Here is a 17,683-nt window from a genome sequence, read left to right as displayed (position 1 = left end):
ACGTCACTGCTGCTACTCGGCCGAGTAGCAGCAGTGACGTATGCAAGGATCTTGAGTCACTTCCGGGCTGGTCCTTTTGTTCTCTATTGACCTTTGGCGTCAGGGTGAGGGGGTGGCTCGGCTCGGCGTATCCCCTCGATGATCTCTGTGCGGCCGTGTGAAGACGTCGTCGGTGGTGAACCGCAGGGGCGTCTGGTCGGCATCCTGTAGTTGGTTGAACTGGATCTCTGGGCGCGACCGGCGTGAGCGGCCGGTGCCGGCCGTGTCCTGGTGCAGGAGGGGTCCGCACTGCTGCTGCCGGGTGGTCGGTCCGTTCACATGCGATAGGCCCGCCGCATCCCCGTCTGTGGATCATTGACGTCGACGAAATGGCGGTCAGCGAGCAGTCTTGACCGCCGTTTCGTCGACGTCAATGATCCACACGCGTGTGCGGGCAGTCTGTCCGGAGTGCTCGAGCCCACGCCGACCGCCTTCCCGCGGGCAAACCTCGGGGCGGGCAAAGACTTCGCTGGCGCTTCGCTTTGCCCGCCCCGTCGGAGCCGGTTCGCGCGGGTCGGCCCAAGGCCGCGATTCCCGTCGTTGCTCCCGTGTGGCGGCGCGGCTCACGTGCGGAACGCCGCGGCCTGCCTGACGGATGCACAGGTCTCCGTGCTTGAGCCGGAACCGACGCCCGCCGAGAAGCCGGCAGAGATCGTTGATCTTCGGCTGCGGCGTGGACACCTCCAGCGCCAGCGCGAGCAGCCGGGAGCCGGGACACTCCGCGCGCTCCCTGCTCTTTCCGGTGGTCTGAAAGAGCAGTGAGCGCAACAACGATCACCTCGATGACGTCTGCTGGTCCAGCCGGCGCCGCGCAGGGAAACGGCTACCGCCACAGGCTGGGGCCGGACGTTCAATGTCGCGGTGAGCTTTGGATGATCATCACGTCGTGAGCGGCAAGATGGATCGTCGCACCACGCGTGACCGGCGCGCCCGACAGCAGATCAGTGCCGTCCCGGTCCGCGATGATCTCCGCCGCGGAGTCGTGGTGGTTGAGGAGGAACAGCAGGGGTGTGCCGTCCGTGCCGAGCCGCACGGCCGTCTCCACGCCGGGAAGGTCCGCGTAGGGGCCGACCAGATCGTGCCGGCCCAGCGCCTGCCGCACCACCCACGAGACGCCGGCCGCGTCCAGGCCGGCGCCCACGTACCAGACCTCGCCGTCGCCGAAGGCGTTGCGGGTCACGGCTGCGGTTCCGGCGTAGAAGTCGGCACCATAGACACCCACCACGACCGCGGACAGCGGCGTGATCAGGTCGAAGTGCAGGCGTGCGTCCACTACGGGGCCGTCGGCGAGCGCTACCGGATTGGAGACGGACGGGTCGCGGGAGTCCCACTCGGACACCCGGATGCCGAGCAGCGCGGTCAGCGGCGGATCGCCGAGGAAAGCCTGGGCGTGCGTGTCGACCAGACCGGACAGGAAGGTCGTCACCACCGTGCCGCCGCGCGCGGCGAACGAGGACAGACGCGCGGCCAGGTCGTCCTTGAGCATGTGCAGGGCGGGGGCCAGCACGACGTCGTAACCGTCCAGGGAGGCGGTGACCGGTACGGCGTCGACATCGGCGCCGGATTCCCAGACGGCGCGGTGGTAGGCGAGGACGATGTCCTGGTAGCGGAGGTGGCGGTTGAGGCCGTCGGTCATCTCCAGCGTCCACCAGCTGTCCCAGTCGAACAGGACGGCTACCCGGGCGGGGGTGCGTGCGCCGACCGTCGCCGGGCCGAGCGCGGACAACTCCGCGCCGAGCGCGGCCACCTCGCGGAAGACCCGGGTGTCGTCGCGGCCGGAGTGGCCGATGACGGCGCCGTGGTACTTCTCGCAGGCGCCCCGGCCGGCGCGCATCTGGAAGAACAGCACCGCGTCGGCGCCGTGCGCGACGGCCTGCCAGGACCACAGGCGCATGACGCCGGGGCGTTTGAGCGGGTTGACCTGGCGGGAGGCGGTGATCGACGGGGTCTGTTCCATGAGCCAGAACGGGGTGCCGCCCTTGAGACCGCGCATCAGGTCGTGGGTGAACGCCATCCGGGCCTGCGAGGTGTCGTCGGGCGGGTAGTTGTCCCAGGAGACGAAGTCCAGGTGCGGCGCCCACCGGTGATAGTCGATCGGCTTATACATGCCCATGAGGTTCGTGGTGACCGGCGCGGGGGAGTGACGGCGCAGCGCGTCCTTCTCGGCGCGATAGCCGGCCAGCATCGCGTCGGACATGAAGCGCAGGTAGTCGAGCGTGATGCCCTGGAAGGCGGTGTGGTCGGGCCCGCGCCAGTGCTCGGTCAGCGCGTTGGGCGGCTCGATCTCGTCCCAGTCGCCGAACGTGTGCGACCAGAAACGGGTGTACCAGGCGTCGTTGAGTGCATCGAGGCTGTCGTAACGGTCACGGAGCCACGCGCGGAACCCGGCGGCGCACAGCGTGCAGTAGCACGCGCCGCCGTACTCGTTGCCGACGTGCCACGCGGTGACGGCGGAGGCATATCGGGCGGCAAGCTGATCGGCGACGGCGACAGAGAAGCGACGGAACGCGGGCGAGGACGGGCACGAGTTGTGGCGCTGGCCGAAGCGGTGCCGGCGGCCCTCGAAGTCCACGCGGGTGACCTCGGGGTAGGCGCGGGCCATCCACGCGGGGTGTGCGCCGGTGCCGGTGGCCAGGCAGATCGTGCGGCCTTCCGCGACGGCGCGTGCGACCACGGCGTCCAGCACGGTGAAGTCGTAGACGTCCTCGGCGGGCTGGGTCAGGCCCCAGGTGAAGACGCCCAGTGTGACCGTGTCGATCGAGGCCGTGTCGAAGAGCCGGTAGTCCTCCTTCCATGTTGATTCCGGCCACTGCTCCGGGTTGTAGTCGCCACCGAAGTGGATCTTCACGCGGTTTCCCCCAGGAAAGAGACGGACCGGAGCAGCGCCAGCAGCAGCACCGGCGACGCGATCAGCAGCGCGGCCTCGGACCAGGCGAGCGTGAGACCGGCCGCCACGATCAACAGCACGGCGGTGACGAGCGACAGACCAGGGCGACACATCAGCTGGTACGCCGCCCGCCGCGCCACCACCGAGGCCGGCGCGTCCGGCGACAGCGCGGTCAGCGTGAGCGCGACCGCCGCCCACAGGCACGCGGCCACCGCGATCAGTGTCAGCGGCACCGCCCACCAGCCGGGCACCCCGGCCACGTCCAGGTGCGTCAGGTTGATCGCCAGCACCGTGAGCAGCGCCAGGAACGGCGCCCACAGCCGCAGGGACACCGACGCGAGCGCACGCCATGCGCGCAGATAGTCCGCGGACGGGTGCAGGTCGGCCAGGTCCGGCCGGTGCGCGTGGAGGCAGGACAGCGCGGCCGCGACGCCCGGCCCGACCGGGAGCGCGGCCACGGCGAGCAGCGGCAGGTTGGACACGTCGCCGCCGAGCGCGAGCCCGGCGGCGACCGTGGGGGAGCAGGCCGTCAGCGTCCACAGCCCGGTGGTCAGGAGGCGGTGCAGCATCGCGGCGGCGCGGGCCACCCGGCTGTCGAGGATGCGCGGCTCCGGCCGTACCCCCATGTGCTTATTTGTTCTTGTCCGCGAAGCGGGTTCTTGCCTTGTTGACCAGCTCGATGTAGGCGGGTCCGTTCTTGGCGTTCAGCTCCGCGACGTAGGCGTCCCATTCGGCGAGGTCGCGCTGGCCGAGGATGAAGCGCAGCGACTGCTGGGTGACGTAGTCCTTGAGCGGCGTCTCCCAGAGCGTGGCCTGCTCGCGTTCTTCGTCGGTCAGCGGTGCGGGCGGCGGGACCGGGATCGACGTCTTCGTGGACATGCCCTGCTGGAACGCCTGTTCCTCGGTGGAGAACGTGGAGTTGAGCAGCTCGGTGGTGCCGCCGTAGGCGAAGTTGCCGCCGGAGAAGCCGAAGTCCTTCTGCAGGTGCTTGGTGCCGCTCGGGTTGAGGCCGACGAAGTCGACGTCCGGGTTGAGGATGCGTGTGCCGGTGGCGTCCTTGCTGTAGGTGACGCCCTCGACGCCCCACTTCGCGAACTCCTGGCCCGCGTCGGAGTAGAACAGCCAGTCGACGAACTGCATGAGCGCCACGAAGTTCTTGGACTCGCGGGCCTTGGCGGAGATCATGATGCCGCTCTCCAGCCGGGTGTAACCCTTGACCTCACCGGCGGGGCCCGCGAGGAACGGGATCTTCGCGATGGTGGCGCCGTCCTTGAGCAGCGGGCGGTAGTCGTTGACCAGGTTCTGCGCGTTCGTGCTGATCACCAGCGTCTTGCCGGCGGCGAGCTTGGCCTTGGCCTGATCATCGGTCTGGGTGAAGCTCTCCGGGTCGAGCAGGCCCTCCGCGACCAGCGTGTGCAGGAAGGTGAGCATGGCCTTGTACTGCGGCATCGCGCCGGTGAGCACGAAGTTCTGCCCGTCCCAGGTCTCGTTGTGGTAGCCCCAGCCGCCGGTGGTGCCGTAGGCCAGCGCGATCATGTTGAGCAGGTTGCCGCCCGGGTCCGGGATCGCGAACCGGTCGGAGAACGGGTACGAGTCCGGATATTTCGCCTTCATCGCCTTCAGCGTGGTGTGCAGCTCGTCCCAGGTGCGCGGCGCGGCCAGGCCCAGCTCCTGCAGCACGTCCGTGCGGACGGCCAGCGAATAGTCCTGCCAGACCTCCTCGTGCAGGCCGGGCAGCACGTAGAACTTGCCGTCCTCCTGGCGCAGGGTGTCGATCTGCGCCCCCAGCTTCCACTTCTCGATCTTGTCCTTGAAGTGCGGCATCAGGTCCAGGTAGTCGCTGACCGGCAGCACCGCGCCGGACGCCACGAACGGCGTCTCCTGCGGCGGGTAGACCTTCGGGATGATGAACGGCGCGTCCCCGGCGCTGACCACGAGGCTGCGCTTCTGGTTGTAGTCGCTGGCCGGCACCACGGACGGTGTGATCGTGATGTTGGTGCGCTTGGTCAGCTCCTGCCAGAACAGCCAGTCGTTCTTGATCGCGTAGTTCGGGTGGTCGCTGTAGAGCATGTCGAACGTGATCGGTGCGGTGGCCTTGAACTGCGCGCCGATCGTGTAGGACTCCATCGCGCCGGCGCGGTTCTCCTCCAGGTCCGTGCTCTCCGGCGACGACCCGCAGGCGGTGAGCAGGGATAATGCGACTATCGAAGCGGCGATACGTTTCATGACGTGACCTTTCAGCCCTTGACGGCGCCGAGCATGACCCCGGAGACGAAGTAGCGCTGGACGAAGGGGTAGACCGTCAGGATCGGCACGACCGTCAGCACCATGGTCACGGCCTTGATGTTGGCCGCGACCTGGGCGACGTCCGTGTCGGCGCTGCCGGTGGAGGTGGCGTCCGTCGCGCCCGCGATCAGGTTCCGCAGGTAGACGGTGACCGGGAACAGCTCGGCCCGGTCCAGGTAGAGGAACGCGGTGAACCACGAGTTCCAGTAGGCGACCGCGTAGAACAGCACCATGGTGGCGACGACGGCCTTGGACAGCGGCAGCACGATCCGCAGCAGCGTGCCGTACGTGCCGAGCCCGTCGACCGCGGCCTGCTCCTCCAGCTCGGCCGGCAGGCTCTCGAAGAACGCCTTCATCACCAGCAGGTTGAACACGTTGATCGCGTTCGGCAGGACCACGGCCCAGATCGTGTTCCGCAGGCCCAGTCCGGAGACGAGCACGTAGTTCGGGATGAGGCCGCCGGAGAAGAACATGGTGAAGACCGCGATGCCGATCAGCAGGCCGCGCCCGCGCAGGTGCTTCTTGGACAGCACATACGCGTAGCAGGTGGTCAGCACGATCGAGATGATCGTGGCGGTGACCGTGTAGACGACCGTGTTCCGGTAGTTGGTCCAGAACAGATCATCGGACATGACCAGGCGGTACGTGGTGAGGTCGAAACCGCGCGGGACGATGTTCACCCGCCCGGCCAGGATCTCCTCCTCCGTGGAGAAGGACCGCGCCACGATGTTGAGGAACGGGTACAGCGTGACCACTACGACCGCGGTCAAGATGACCCCGTTGACGACGTGAAAAATGCGTCGGCTCACCACAGGCTCGTCCCGACCGTGCGGCGGCTGATCGCGTTGGCGCTGAACACCAGGATCAGCCCGATCAACGCCTCGAACAGCCCGATCGCGGCGCCGTAGCTGAAGTTCCCGCTGACCACGCCGAGCCGGTAGAGGTAGGTGGGGATCACGTCCGCGGTCGGGTAGGTGAGCGGGTTGTAGAGCAGCAGCACCTTCTCGAACCCGACCGCCATGAACGTGCCGATGTTCAGGATCAGCAGCGTCACCATGGTCGGCCGGATGCCGGGCAGCGTGACGTGCCAGGTCTGCCGCCACCGCCCGGCGCCGTCGATCTTCGCGGCGTCGTAGAGCTCCTCGTCCAGCGTGGTCAGCGCCGCCAGGTAGAGGATCGTGCCCCAGCCGACGGTCTGCCAGACCTCGGAGCTTACGTAAATTGTCCGGAACCACTCCGGTCGCTGCAGGAACGGGATCTCCGTGCCGGCCAGCGCGTTGACCACGCCGTCCACGGACAGCAGTTGACCGATCATGCCCGCCACGATCACGACGGACAGGAAATGCGGCAGGTAGGACACGGACTGCACGAAGCGCTTGAGGCTCCTGATGCGCACCTCGTTGAGCAGCAGCGCCAGCACGATCGGCAGCGGGAAGCAGATCACCAGCGTGAGCGCGCCGATGATCAGCGTGTTCGTGAAGACCTGCCAGAAGCCCGGGTCGGCCAGGAACATCGTGACGTAGCGCAGGCCCACCCAATATTCGCCGAACACGCTGCCGCCGGGCCGGAACCGGCGGAACGCGATCACGTTGCCGAGCATCGGCGCGTAGCGGAAGACCAGGAAGAACAGCAGCGGGAGCACGGCGAGCGAGTAGAGCTGCCAGTCCCGGCGCCAGGGCCGTCGCGTGGTGGTCACGGGTGCCCCCTTCCGAAACTTTCGGTCCGACAACCGGTATATCTGCCGGGAACTTAAGCTGCATATTTACACATGTCAAGGTCTCGATATAGAAAGAGCGAGGGTGTAGACAGGCTTTACCCGTACCCTCGACGGATCTTGGGGTTGATCATGGTTGTTGATCGTGACCGAAACTTCCGATGACGCAGCCCACCATCGCGCTCATCGCGTCGGAGGTCGGCGTGTCCGTCACCACCGTCTCCAAGGTCCTCAACGGTCACGCCGACGTCGCCGCGGCCACGCGTGAGCGCGTCGAGGCCAGCCTGCGACGGCACCAGTACCAGCGGCGCACCACCCGCCGCGCGGCGGGCCACATCGACCTGGTCTTCCACGAACTCGACTCGGTGTGGGCCATGGAGATCCTGCGCGGCGTCAGCGCGGTCGCGGAGCCGGACGGCACGCCGGTCGTCGTCTCACACCTCGACGGCAGCCACCGACCGGACCGCGCCCGCATCGACCGCCTGATGTCCCGCCGCCCGCTCGGCGTGCTCATGGTGCTCTGCGCGCTCGCCGAGGCCCAGCGCATCCAGCTCGACCGGCGTGGCATCCCGCTGGTCATCGTGGACACGGACAGCGCCACGTCCGCGCGCGTGCCCACGGTCGGCGCCAACAACTGGAACGGCGGCCTGCTCGCCACCCGCCACCTGCTCGACCTCGGCCACCGACGGATCGCGGTCGTCTCCGGCCCGCGTGACGTGCTGTGCAGCCAGGCACGGGTGGCCGGCTACCGGTTCGCGCACGAGTCCGCGGACCTCCCGGTCGACCCGGACCTGGTGCGATACGGCGACTTCACGGCCGAGGCCGGCCTGTCGTTCGGACTGGCGTTACTGGACCGCCCCGACCGGCCCACCGCCATCTTCGCCGGATCGGACATGCAGGCCATGGGCGTGCTCCGCGCCGCCGCCCGCCTCGGCCTGTCCGTGCCACGGGACCTGTCCGTGATCGGCTACGACGACCTGCCCACCGCGGCCTGGATCGGGCCCGCGCTCACCACCGTCAACCAGCCGCTGCGCGAGATGGCCGGCGCCGCCACCCGCATGCTGCTCGACCTGGCCAGGGGCGTGCCGGTGCAGGCCAGCCGCATCGACTTCGTCACCTCGCTGGTGGTGCGGGAGACGACGGCGCCGCCGTCATGATCAAAGACCTCGAGGGGTACGCCCCGGACGTGCTCGTCCCGCCCGACTTCGACGCGTTCTGGGCCTCCACGCTGCACCGCCCCGGCCCGGTCCTGCTCTCCGCCACCCGCGTCCCGACCCGGCTGCGCCTCATCTCCACCTGGGACGTCGCGTTCGCCGGCTTCGGCGGCCACCCGATCCGCGCCTGGTACTCCCGCCCGTCGTTCATCGAGGACGTGACGATCCCGGCGATCGTCGAATTCCCCGGCTACGGCCGCGGGCGCGGCTTCCCGCACGAGCGGCTGGCCTGGGTGACGGCCGGGTACGCACACCTGCTGATGGACGTGCGCGGGCAGGGCGGCCGCTACGGCAACGGCGGTGACACGCCCGACCCGGGCGCGGCGCCGGACGCGCCCTGGCCGGTCACCTGGGGGATCGGCTCGCCGGACACCTACTACTACCGGCGGCTGATCACGGACGCGGTACGGGCCGTGCTCGCGGTGCGGGCGCTGCCCGGCGTCGACCCGTCGCGGGTCGCCGCGCTCGGGAACAGCCAGGGCGGGGGAGTGGCGCTGGCCGTCGCCGGGCTGGTGCCGGACCTGGCCGCGCTGCTGGTCACGTCGCCGTTCCTGTGCGACATCCACAACGCCTTGTCACACGTCGACACGTCGCCGTACGGGGAGATCGCGTCGTACCTGGCGGTGCGGCGGGACCTGACCCCGGCCGCGTTCGACACGCTGTCGTACGTGGAAGGGGTCACGTTCGCGGGGCGGTCGTCCGCGCCGGCCTGCTTCGGCACCGGACTGCGGGACACGGTGTGCCCGCCGACCGGGGCGTACGCGGCGTTCAACGCGTACGGCGGGCCCCGGACCGACAAGGAGATCCACGCGTACCCGTTCAACGGCCACGAGGCAGGCGACGCGTTCCACGTCGCCCACCAACTGGAATGGCTGGCGGCCCACCTGCCGCCGGACCCGCGGTGACGGCACGATCTTTGCGAAAGATGTCGATCGTGTCGTTGTGGCCGCCCGGGTGATCCGCGAGGCTTGGAGGCATGAACACCACGATGCGTGCGGTCAGCCAGGACTCCTTCGGCGGGCCGGAGGTGCTGCAGGTCGTCGCGCTGCCTAAGCCGGTCGCCGGGATCAGCGAGATCGTCGTCCGGGTCCACGCGGCCGGCGTGAACCCGACCGACTGGAAGCACCGCGCCGGGCCGCTGCGTCTCCGCGAACCGGCGCGCATCCTCGGCTGGGACGTGTCCGGCGTGGTCGAGGAGGTCGGCGTCGGGGTGACGCTGTTCACGCCCGGCGACGAGGTCTTCGGCATGCTGCCGTACCCGTACGGCGTGGGCGCCTACGCCGAGTACGCCAAGGCCACGGCCCGGTCGTTCGCGCACAAGCCGGCCTCGGTGGGCCACGTGGAGGCCGCCGCGCTGCCGCTGGCCGGGCTCACCGCCTACCAGATGCTGGTCGACACCGCGCAGGTGCAGCCCGGACAGCGCGTGCTCGTCCACGCCGCGGCCGGCGGCGTCGGGCACCTGGCCGTGCAGATCGCGAAGGCGCGCGGTGCCTATGTGATCGGCACCGCCAGCGCGCCCAAGCACGACCTGCTGCGCTCGCTCGGCGCGGACGAGCTGATCGACTACCGCACCACGGACTTCACCGAGGCGGCCAAGGACATCGACGTGGTCGTGGACACGCTCGGCGACGACGTGCGCACCCGCTCGCTCGACGTGCTGCGCCCCGGCGGCACGCTGGTCTCGATCGTGCTGAACGGCGACTGGGCGGGCGACGTGGCGACGGGCGCGGCGCGGGGCGTGCGCGTGGCGGGCCTGATCGTCGAGGCGGACCATGCGGGCATGCGCGCGATCGCCGCGCTCGCGTCCTCGGGCGCACTGCGGCCGCAGGTCGAGGCCACGTTCCCGCTGGCTGAGGCCGCCGCCGCGCATACGCTCGGTGAGCGTGGCCGGACGACCGGCAAGCTCGTCCTGGTGGTGTAATGGCCTGATGCCGGTGGTGGAGGCGAGCGCGACCGTACCCGTACCCCCTGATGTGGCCTTTGCGGTGTCACAGACGGTGGCCCCGGTGCGGTACCGCTGGGATCCGTTCGTCCGCAGCCAGCACCTCCTCGACGGGGCGGCGCGGCCGGGGAAGGGCGTGCGCACGTTCACCCGGTCGCGCCACGGCCTCGCGATGATCAGCGAATACGTGTCCTACGCGCCGCCGACGAACGTCGGCATGAAGATGGTGCGCGGCCCGTGGTTCTTCGAGATGTTCGCCGGCGGCTGGCGCTTCGCTCCCGCCGCCGTCCCCGGCCACACGGTCGCGACCTGGCGCTACAGCTTCCGATGCCGCCCCGCCTGGCTGCGGCCGCTCGCCGACCCGATCGGCGTCTGGCTGCTGACCAGAGACATCCACAAACGCATCCAGGGGTACGCCCGGGGCTGCGTCGATCCGGTGGTGCTGGACTCGCTGTGAGGTCGCGGTGCGGGCGCGGGGGCGCCTGAAATTTCGTGTTATCGGTGGTGTTGGGGTTCTGGGTCGCGTTCGAGCCCCGACGGGCCGCCCGCCATGTCATGAAATTTCGGGCGTGGGGCGTCGGCTGCCGAGGGTGCTCGCTCGCGGCGGGACGCGGGTGGTGGCGGCTCTCGCTGAGGCGGGGGTCAGGAAGGGCTGAGGGGCGGGGGGAGTTCGCCGGAGCCGCGGGGGATGGTGGTGGTGGGGAGGACGGTACGGCGTGGGGGGCCGATGAAGCCGTCGAGGCGGGTGAAGAGGAGGTCGGCGGCGACGCGGCCCATGCGGGGCGGGTCCTGGGCGATGACGGTGACGGCCGGGCGGAGCAGGTCGGCGGTGGGGATGTCGTCGAAGCCGACCAGCGCGATGGTGGACTGCAGGCCGAGTCGCTGGAGGGCGGTGATCGCGCCGAGCGTGACCAGGTTCTGGCTGGTGAACAGCGCGGTCGGCGGGTCGGCGGAGCGAAGCAGGCGGACCGTGGCGTCGTCGGCCGCCGCGGCGGTGTGCAGGTCGTGGATGTGATGGGCGGGGGTCCAGGGGAGGGTGAGTTCGAGGCTGGCGCGCTGGAAGCCGGCGAAACGCTCGCGGGCGGTGGGGATGGCGCGCAGGTCTCCGAGGTAGGCGATGCGGCGGTGGCCGACGGCGGCCAGGTGGTGGATGGCGTCGGCCGCGCCGGACTCGTTGCCGGAGAGGACGCAGTCGGCGAGCAGGCCCTGGGGCTCGCGGTCGACGAAGACCAGGGGGGTGCCGGCCTCGGTCTCGGCGCGGAGGTGGCTCTGGTCCTCGCCGACGGGCGCGATGATCAGTCCGTCGACGCGGCGTTCACTGAACGCGCGGACCAGGGTGCGTTCGCGGTCCTGCCGTTCGTCGGCGCTGCCGGCGATGATCAGGACCTGGCGGCGGTTTGCCTCGTCCTCGACGGCGCGTAGCAGGGCGCCGGAGAACGGGTTGGCCAGATCTTCCAGGACCATGCCGATCGCGGCGGTACGGCCGCCGTTGCGGCGCAGCGTGGAGGCGGACAGGTTGGGGCGGTAGTCGAGCTGCCGGACGGCCCGCAGCACGGCCTCGGTCTTGAGCGGACGGACGCCGTCCTCGCCGTTGACCACGCGGGAGGCGGTCTTGATGCTGACGCCCGCCATGGCGGCGACGTCGCGCAGCGTCGCCCGGGGGCGGTGCTCCAACGGGTCCTCCCGGAAGCCGGTGGCCTGACAAGCATGTCAGCCTAGCATCGGAAATATCGAGGAAATCAAGTATTGACATGCGTTTAATTAATGCCGAGACTGCCTGACAAGGTTGTCAAAACGAGCACACGCACCGGCGCCGACGACGAGAGCTGGGATGACGTATGCACAAAATGCTTGTGGTCATGGCCGCGCTGCTGATGCTCGGCGGGTCGGCGACGACAGCGGCGGAGGCCGCACAAGGGACCCCGCAGGACTACCCCGAGTTCCCCTACCCGGCCACCAACTACCAGGAGGACAACCGCGGGCAGTTCCACTTCAGCTCGCGCGGCGGGTGGCTCAACGACACGAACGCCCCGCTGTTCCACAACGGCGTCTACCACGTCTACTACCAGCACAACCCGCACGGCCTGCAGTGGGACACCATGCACTGGGGCCACGCGACCAGCACCGACCTCGTGCACTGGAAGCAGCAGCCGATCGCGCTGGAGCCGGGCGTGCACCCGGGCGACCTGTGGTCCGGCGGCGGCGTGGTCGACACCCGCAACGCCAGTGGCCTCGGCGCGGGCACGATCGTGGTCTACTCCGGCACGAACGGCGTCACGGCGTTCTACTCCACCGACGGCGGCTACACGTTCCGCACCTACGACAACGGGCGCAAGCTCGTCACGCCGGCCGGCACCAGCCGCGACCCCAAGGTCTTCTGGGATCCCGCGACCCAGCGCTGGGGCATGGTCGTCTGGTCGGACAACGGCGGCAACGGCGTCGACTTCTACACCTCCACCAACCTGCTGAGCTGGACGTTCGCGTCCCGGTACCGGGCCGGTTGGCTGTTCGAGTGCCCGGACATGGTGCGCATGCCGCTGGACGGCGACACCGGGAGACAGCGCTGGGTGCTCAGTGACGGCAGCGGCGAGCACGTGGTCGGCGCGTTCGACGGCACCACGTTCAGCACGGACCGGCCGCAGCCGCAGCGGATCAACCACGGCGAGGGCGGCGCGGGCGGGCACTGGTACGCCGGCCTCACGTTCGCGAACATGCCGGACAACCGGGTCGTCTCCATGGCCTGGCAGGGGCGCAACGCGGGCACGGTGTGGACGGGCAACCTCTCGTTCCCGGTCGAGATGCGACTGCAGACCGTGGACGGCACACCGCGCATCGTCAGCACCCCGGTCGCGGAGATCGCCCGCCTGCGCACCGGCACCCAGACCTGGAACGCCCGCACCCTCGACGCCCGCTCCGCGGCCGCACTGCTCCAGGGGGTACGGGCGGACACCTACGAGGTCGAGGCCGAGTTCAGCCCGGCGGACGCGAAACGGTTCGGGTTCCGCCTCGGCCTCGGCCCGGACGGCTGGACAGACCGCGAGGTCGTCTACGACCCGGCCACCCGCACGCTCGACGGCGTGCCGATGGCCCCGATCGGGGACCGGGTGACGATCCGGCTGCTGGTCGACCGCGGCCAGCTGGAGATCTTCGGTAACAACGGCCGCGTCTACAAGAGCCTGAACGTCAACTTCGACAGCCTTCCCGGCGACGACACGCTGGCCCTGTTCACCGACGGCCGGGTCCGGCTGGAGCGGCTCGCGGTCCACCAGCTCGGCGCGATCTGGGGCGGCGAGTCCACACTGAAGGACAACCTGGGCGGGAAGTGGTACGCGGACTCCGGCGCCTGGTCCGACGTCAGCGGCGGCAAACTCGGAAAGAGCAACGGCGACGCGTTCTACCTGAACACGCGCTCCGGCACCGACTTCACCTACGAGGCGGACGTCCGGCTGGAGTCCGGCGTCGCGGCCGCGCTCACGTTCCGCGCCGACCGGGAGGCGGACCGGCACTACACCGCGAACATCGACGCCCACGCCAAGGTCGTCAAGCTGTGGCGGCCGGGCCGGGACATCGCCACGTACCCCCTCGATGTGGTTCTGGGTCGCACCTATCACCTCAAGGTGGTCACGGCCGGCGCGCGGATCCAGGTCTATCTCGACGGCGGCGCCACGCCGGTGATCGACGCGGCCGACGACACCATTCCCGGCGGCCAGTTCGGCCTGAACGTCTTCAACGGCACCGGAATCTTCCAGAACGTGGAGGTAAAGCCATGAAACGCCTGGCGATCGCGCTGATCGCGGCCACCCTGCTGGCCGGATGCGGAGAGAGTGGCGGGGACGGCGACACGGTCGCGGTCACGCTGATCACCAAGGACTCCAGCAACCCGTTCTTCGTCACCATGCAGAACGGCGCGAAGGAGGCCGCCACCAAGGAGAACGTGGACCTGACCGTCGCGGCCGGACGGCAGGACGGCGACGAGGACGGCCAGATCCAGGCGATCGAGAACGCGATCGCGGCCGGCCAGGACGGCATCCTGATCACACCGAACGGCCCCGGCGTGAACCCCGCGATCGAGCGCGCCCGCGAGGCCGGCCTCTACGTGATCGCGCTGGACACGCCGCCGGACCCGGCGAGCACGGTGGACATCACGTTCGCCACGGACAACTTCGAGGCCGGCAAGCTCATCGGCGCCTGGACCGCGAAGTCGCTTGGCGGAAAGCCCGCGGTGATCGCGATGCTGGACCTGTTCAACGACAAGATCGTGTCCGTGGACTACAACCGGGACCAGGGCTTCCTGACCGGCCTGGGCATCGCGGTGGGCGACCCCAAACGCAACGGCGACGAGGCTCCGACCGGCTCGTACAGCGGCGGGACGTACACCATCGTCTGCAACGAGCCGACGAACGGCGCGGAGGACGGCGGGCGTACCGCGATGGAGAACTGCCTGACCAAGAACCCGGCCGTCAACGTGGTCTACACGATCAACGAGCCGGCCGCGGCCGGTGCCCACGGCGCGCTGCAGGCGGCCGGCAACACGGACGCGCTCATCCTCTCCATCGACGGCGGCTGCGACGGTGTGAACGCGGTCAAGGAGGGCCGGATCGACGCCACCTCCCAGCAATATCCGCTGGTCATGGCCGCGGACGGGCTGAAGGCGATCGCGGCCATCGCGCGCGGCGGCGAGAAGCCGAAGCCGAGCGACGGCCTGGACTTCTTCAACACGGGCGTCGCGCTGGTCACGGACACGCCGGCCGACGGCGTGCAGAGCATCGACACGACCCAGGGCGCGGCCAAGTGCTGGGGGTGAGACGCGTCCACGACCTGCTGCACCGGCATCCGTCGATCAGCCCGGCCGTCATCCTGCTGCTCACCTGCGTGGTCTTCACGGTGCTGAACCAGCGGTTCGCGGCGCCGGCCGCGCTGTCGCTGCTGGTCCAGCAGACCGCGATCGTGGCGGCGCTCGCGATCGGCCAGACGCTGATCATCCTGACCGCCGGGATCGACCTCTCCGTGGGCGCGATCGCGGTGCTCTCGTCGATGCTGGCCGCGATGCTCTCCGTACCCCCATCTGTGGCGTTGCTTGTGGGGATCATGGCCGGGTTCGCTGCCGGATGCCTGAACGGCCTGCTGGTGACCAGGATCGGGTTGCCGCCGTTCATCGTCACGCTCGGCACGCTGAGCATCGTCACCGCGGCCGTGCTGATCTACACGGGCGGGCGCAGCGTCCCCGGCGCACGCCTTCCCGACCTGCTCACCTGGACCGGGGAAGTGATCAACATCGGTGGTTTCCGGATCACCACCGGCGTGCTGATGGTCGCCGCGATGTACCTGGTGGTGGGCTTCGCGCTCGGCCAGACCGCCTGGGGCCGGCACGTCTACGCGGTCGGCGACGACCCGGACGCGGCCCGGCTGGCCGGCATCAGGGTCAACCGCGTGCTCTTCAGCGTGTACGCCGTCGCCGGCCTCCTCTACGGCCTGGCCGCGTGGGTGCTGATCGGGCGTGCGGGCGCCGCCAGCCCGAACGCGATCGCGAACGCGAACCTGGAGTCGATCACCGCGGTCGTCATCGGCGGCACCAGCCTGTTCGGCGGCCGCGGCGGCCTGACCGGCACGCTGCTCGGCTCGCTGATCGTCCAGTCGTTCGCGGTCGGCCTGTCGCTGGCCGGCGTCGACAACCAGTACCGGCTGCTCGCGGTCGGCGTCCTGGTCATCGGCGCGGTCTCGGTCGACCAGTGGATCAGGAGGGTGAGGTCGTGAGCGTCGCTTTGGAAGGCCGTGACCTGGTCAAACGCTTCGGCCGGGTGGTCGGGCTGGACGGCGTCGACATCGACGTCCGGGCCGGCGAGGTGCTCGCCGTGATCGGCGACAACGGCGCCGGCAAGTCCACCCTGATCAAGTGCCTGACCGGCGCGCTGGTCCCGGACTCCGGCACGATCGCGGTCGCCGGCAAACCGGTGACCTTCCGCCGCCCCTCGGACGCGCAGGCCGCCGGCATCGAGACCGTCTACCAGACGCTCGCGGTCGCACCCGCGCTGGACATCGCCGCCAACCTCTACCTGGGCCGCGAGCAGCGACGCCCCGGCCTCCTCGGCTCCGCACTGCGCATGCTGGACAAGCGTGGCATGCGCGCCCGCGCCGAGGAGGCCGTCCGCAACCTGGGCATCGACACGATCCAGAACCTCGGCCAGGCCGTCGAGTCGCTGTCCGGCGGCCAGCGGCAGGCGGTCGCGGTCGCGCGGGCCGCCGCGTTCGGCAGCCGCGTCGTGGTGCTGGACGAGCCGACCGCCGCGCTCGGCGTGAAGGAGTCCAACCAGGTGCTCGCGCTGGTCGAACGGCTCCGCGAGCGCGGCCTGGCCGTCATCCTGATCAGCCACAACATGCCGCACGTCTGGCAGGTCGCCGACCGCATCCACATCCAGCGCCTGGCCCGCCGCGCCGCCGTCATCACCCCCGCCACCCACACCATGTCCGACGGCGTCGCCATCATGACGGGAGCGGCCGCTGCCTAACGCCTCATGTCGATCACGAAGCGGTACTTCACGTCGTTCGCCTCGAGGCGCTTCAGCGCGGTGTTGATCTCACCGCTGCCGAGCACCTCGATGTCCGCCGTGATGCCGTGCGCGGCGGCGAACTCCAGCATCGCCCGGGTGTCCCGCGTGCCGCCCGCTCCCGCGCCCGCGATCGACCGCCGCCCGACCGCGAGCGCGAACGGCGCCACGTCGAACGTGGGCGGCAACCCGACGCTGACCAGCGTCCCGTCCGTGGCCAGCGCCTGGGCCAGCGGCGTCATCGGGTGCACGGCCGGCACGGTGTCGACGATCAGATCGAGCCGCCGGACCGGCATCTCCCCGGACCCGGTGACCACCACCTCGTGCGCGCCCAGCGCCGGCGCGTCCTCCGCCTTCGACGCGGACGTGGTGAACGCGACCACGTGCGCGCCCATCGCCCGCGCGAACTTGACGCCCAGGTGCCCGAGACCCCCGAGGCCCACGATCCCGACGGTACGGCCCGGCCCCGCGTTCCAGTGCCGCAACGGCGCGAACACGGTGCTGCCCGCGCAGAGCAGCGGCGCCGTGCAGGCCGGGTCGAGCCCGTCCGGGACCGCGTAGACGAACCGCTCGTCCACGATGACCTGCTCGGCCCAGCTGCCGCGGGTGAGGCCGTCGCCGTGCCGGTCCGGCGCGCCGTACGCGGCGGTCGCCATGGTCACGCACAGCGTCTCGTCGCCGGCCAGGCAGGCCGCGCACTCGCGGCAGGAGTCGACGATCGGGCCGACCGCGACCAGGTCGCCGACCGCGTGCGTGGTGACCGCGCCGCCGGCCTCGACGACCCGGCCGACCGTCTCGTGCCCCGGCACGACCGGATATTCGCGTCCCCACGGCCCGACGTAGTGCAGGTCCGTGTGGCAGACGCCGCAGAACTGCACCTCGATGCGCACGTCGTGCGGCCGCGCGTCGCGCTGCTCGTAGGTCCAGGGCCGGATCGGGCCGCCGCGCTCGAGGGCGGCGAAGGCGTTGATGGTGCGTGGCATGTCAGCATCTCCCTCAGGTAACCAACTGGTTGGCTACCCTAGGGCGAAGGTGGCCACGTAGGCAACCAACTAG

16 protein-coding genes are annotated in these 17,683 nt (G+C 70.0%); 8 read left to right on the top strand and 8 right to left on the bottom strand.

The genetic code is table 11. The annotated features are described in order from the left end of the window. Window positions 1–375 precede the first annotated feature (375 nt). The 6 genes from OP04_RS53895 to OP04_RS35125 all read right to left on the bottom strand — a co-directional run bounded on the left by OP04_RS53895 (window position 376) and on the right by OP04_RS35125 (window position 6,908). A complete protein-coding gene (locus tag OP04_RS53895) occupies window positions 376–807 on the bottom strand; it encodes a hypothetical protein (RefSeq protein ID WP_157240794.1) in 432 nt (143 codons plus the stop codon). Between the two features lie 82 nt (window positions 808–889). After that, window positions 890–2,887: a beta-galactosidase gene (locus tag OP04_RS35145; RefSeq protein ID WP_033344216.1), complete on the bottom strand. Its 1,998-nt coding sequence runs from the start codon at window positions 2,885–2,887 to the stop codon at window positions 890–892. Further along, entirely contained in the window at window positions 2,884–3,552 is a 669-nt protein-coding gene (locus tag OP04_RS55995; RefSeq protein WP_051799566.1) for a hypothetical protein, read from the bottom strand. Before OP04_RS55995 ends, OP04_RS35145 begins: the two co-directional genes overlap by 4 nt. 4 nt (window positions 3,553–3,556) lie before the next feature. Continuing rightward, window positions 3,557–5,152, bottom strand: a complete 1,596-nt coding sequence (locus OP04_RS35135) for an ABC transporter substrate-binding protein (RefSeq protein ID WP_033344215.1) — start codon at window positions 5,150–5,152, stop codon at window positions 3,557–3,559. A gap of 11 nt (window positions 5,153–5,163) precedes the next feature. Then, window positions 5,164–5,982 (bottom strand): carbohydrate ABC transporter permease, encoded by an 819-nt coding sequence (locus OP04_RS35130; RefSeq protein ID WP_232323852.1) that lies wholly within the window; start codon window positions 5,980–5,982, stop codon window positions 5,164–5,166. Window positions 5,983–6,017: 35 nt separating this feature from the next. After that, window positions 6,018–6,908 carry an ABC transporter permease gene (locus OP04_RS35125; RefSeq protein ID WP_198154084.1) on the bottom strand — a complete coding sequence of 297 codons (891 nt, stop codon included), beginning with the start codon at window positions 6,906–6,908 and terminating at the stop codon, window positions 6,018–6,020. A 179-nt stretch (window positions 6,909–7,087) separates the two neighbouring features. On the opposite strand from OP04_RS35125, the gene OP04_RS35120 reads away from it, so the two are divergent. The 4 genes from OP04_RS35120 (at window position 7,088) to OP04_RS35105 (ending at window position 10,539) form a co-directional block, all read left to right on the top strand. Continuing rightward, on the top strand, window positions 7,088–8,083 hold the full coding sequence (locus tag OP04_RS35120) for a LacI family DNA-binding transcriptional regulator (protein WP_033344212.1): 996 nt from the start codon (window positions 7,088–7,090) through the stop codon (window positions 8,081–8,083). Further along, window positions 8,080–9,045 carry an acetylxylan esterase gene (locus tag OP04_RS35115; RefSeq protein ID WP_033344211.1) on the top strand — a complete coding sequence of 322 codons (966 nt, stop codon included), beginning with the start codon at window positions 8,080–8,082 and terminating at the stop codon, window positions 9,043–9,045. Before OP04_RS35120 ends, OP04_RS35115 begins: the two co-directional genes overlap by 4 nt. A 71-nt stretch (window positions 9,046–9,116) precedes the next feature. Further along, window positions 9,117–10,061: an NADP-dependent oxidoreductase gene (locus OP04_RS35110; protein ID WP_033344210.1), complete on the top strand. Its 945-nt coding sequence runs from the start codon at window positions 9,117–9,119 to the stop codon at window positions 10,059–10,061. Window positions 10,062–10,068: 7 nt separating this feature from the next. Beyond that, window positions 10,069–10,539: an SRPBCC family protein gene (locus OP04_RS35105; protein ID WP_033344209.1), complete on the top strand. Its 471-nt coding sequence runs from the start codon at window positions 10,069–10,071 to the stop codon at window positions 10,537–10,539. A 185-nt stretch (window positions 10,540–10,724) separates the two neighbouring features. Here OP04_RS35105 and OP04_RS35100 read toward each other — a convergent pair whose 3' ends face one another. After that, complete coding sequence (locus OP04_RS35100; protein WP_033344208.1) at window positions 10,725–11,756, bottom strand: LacI family DNA-binding transcriptional regulator; 1,032 nt, start codon at window positions 11,754–11,756, stop codon at window positions 10,725–10,727. 164 nt (window positions 11,757–11,920) lie between these two features. On the opposite strand from OP04_RS35100, the gene OP04_RS35095 reads away from it, so the two are divergent. From OP04_RS35095 to OP04_RS55985, 4 genes are read left to right on the top strand one after another with little or no spacing between them, the layout of a single operon-like run. Beyond that, on the top strand, window positions 11,921–13,852 hold the full coding sequence (locus tag OP04_RS35095; protein WP_198154083.1) for a glycoside hydrolase family 32 protein: 1,932 nt from the start codon (window positions 11,921–11,923) through the stop codon (window positions 13,850–13,852). After that, a complete protein-coding gene (locus tag OP04_RS35090) occupies window positions 13,849–14,886 on the top strand; it encodes a substrate-binding domain-containing protein (RefSeq protein ID WP_033344207.1) in 1,038 nt (345 codons plus the stop codon). Before OP04_RS35095 ends, OP04_RS35090 begins: the two co-directional genes overlap by 4 nt. Then, entirely contained in the window at window positions 14,883–15,836 is a 954-nt protein-coding gene (locus OP04_RS55990) for an ABC transporter permease (RefSeq protein WP_232323851.1), read from the top strand. Before OP04_RS35090 ends, OP04_RS55990 begins: the two co-directional genes overlap by 4 nt. Continuing rightward, entirely contained in the window at window positions 15,833–16,588 is a 756-nt protein-coding gene (locus tag OP04_RS55985) for an ATP-binding cassette domain-containing protein (protein ID WP_232323850.1), read from the top strand. The genes OP04_RS55990 and OP04_RS55985 overlap by 4 nt, the downstream gene beginning before the upstream one ends. Here OP04_RS55985 and OP04_RS35075 read toward each other — a convergent pair. Next, the gene (locus tag OP04_RS35075; RefSeq protein WP_033344205.1) at window positions 16,585–17,610 is read right to left on the bottom strand and encodes an NAD(P)-dependent alcohol dehydrogenase; all 1,026 of its coding nucleotides are present in this window, start codon (window positions 17,608–17,610) and stop codon (window positions 16,585–16,587) included. The genes OP04_RS55985 and OP04_RS35075 overlap by 4 nt on opposite strands. Window positions 17,611–17,683 lie beyond the last annotated feature (73 nt).

Origin of the sequence: Catenuloplanes japonicus, from assembly GCF_000717135.1 — a bacterium.
GTDB lineage: Bacteria > Actinomycetota > Actinomycetes > Mycobacteriales > Micromonosporaceae > Catenuloplanes > Catenuloplanes japonicus.
Note: the sequence above shows the minus strand (reverse complement) of the source record. Positions and strands in the feature narration are given on the sequence as shown.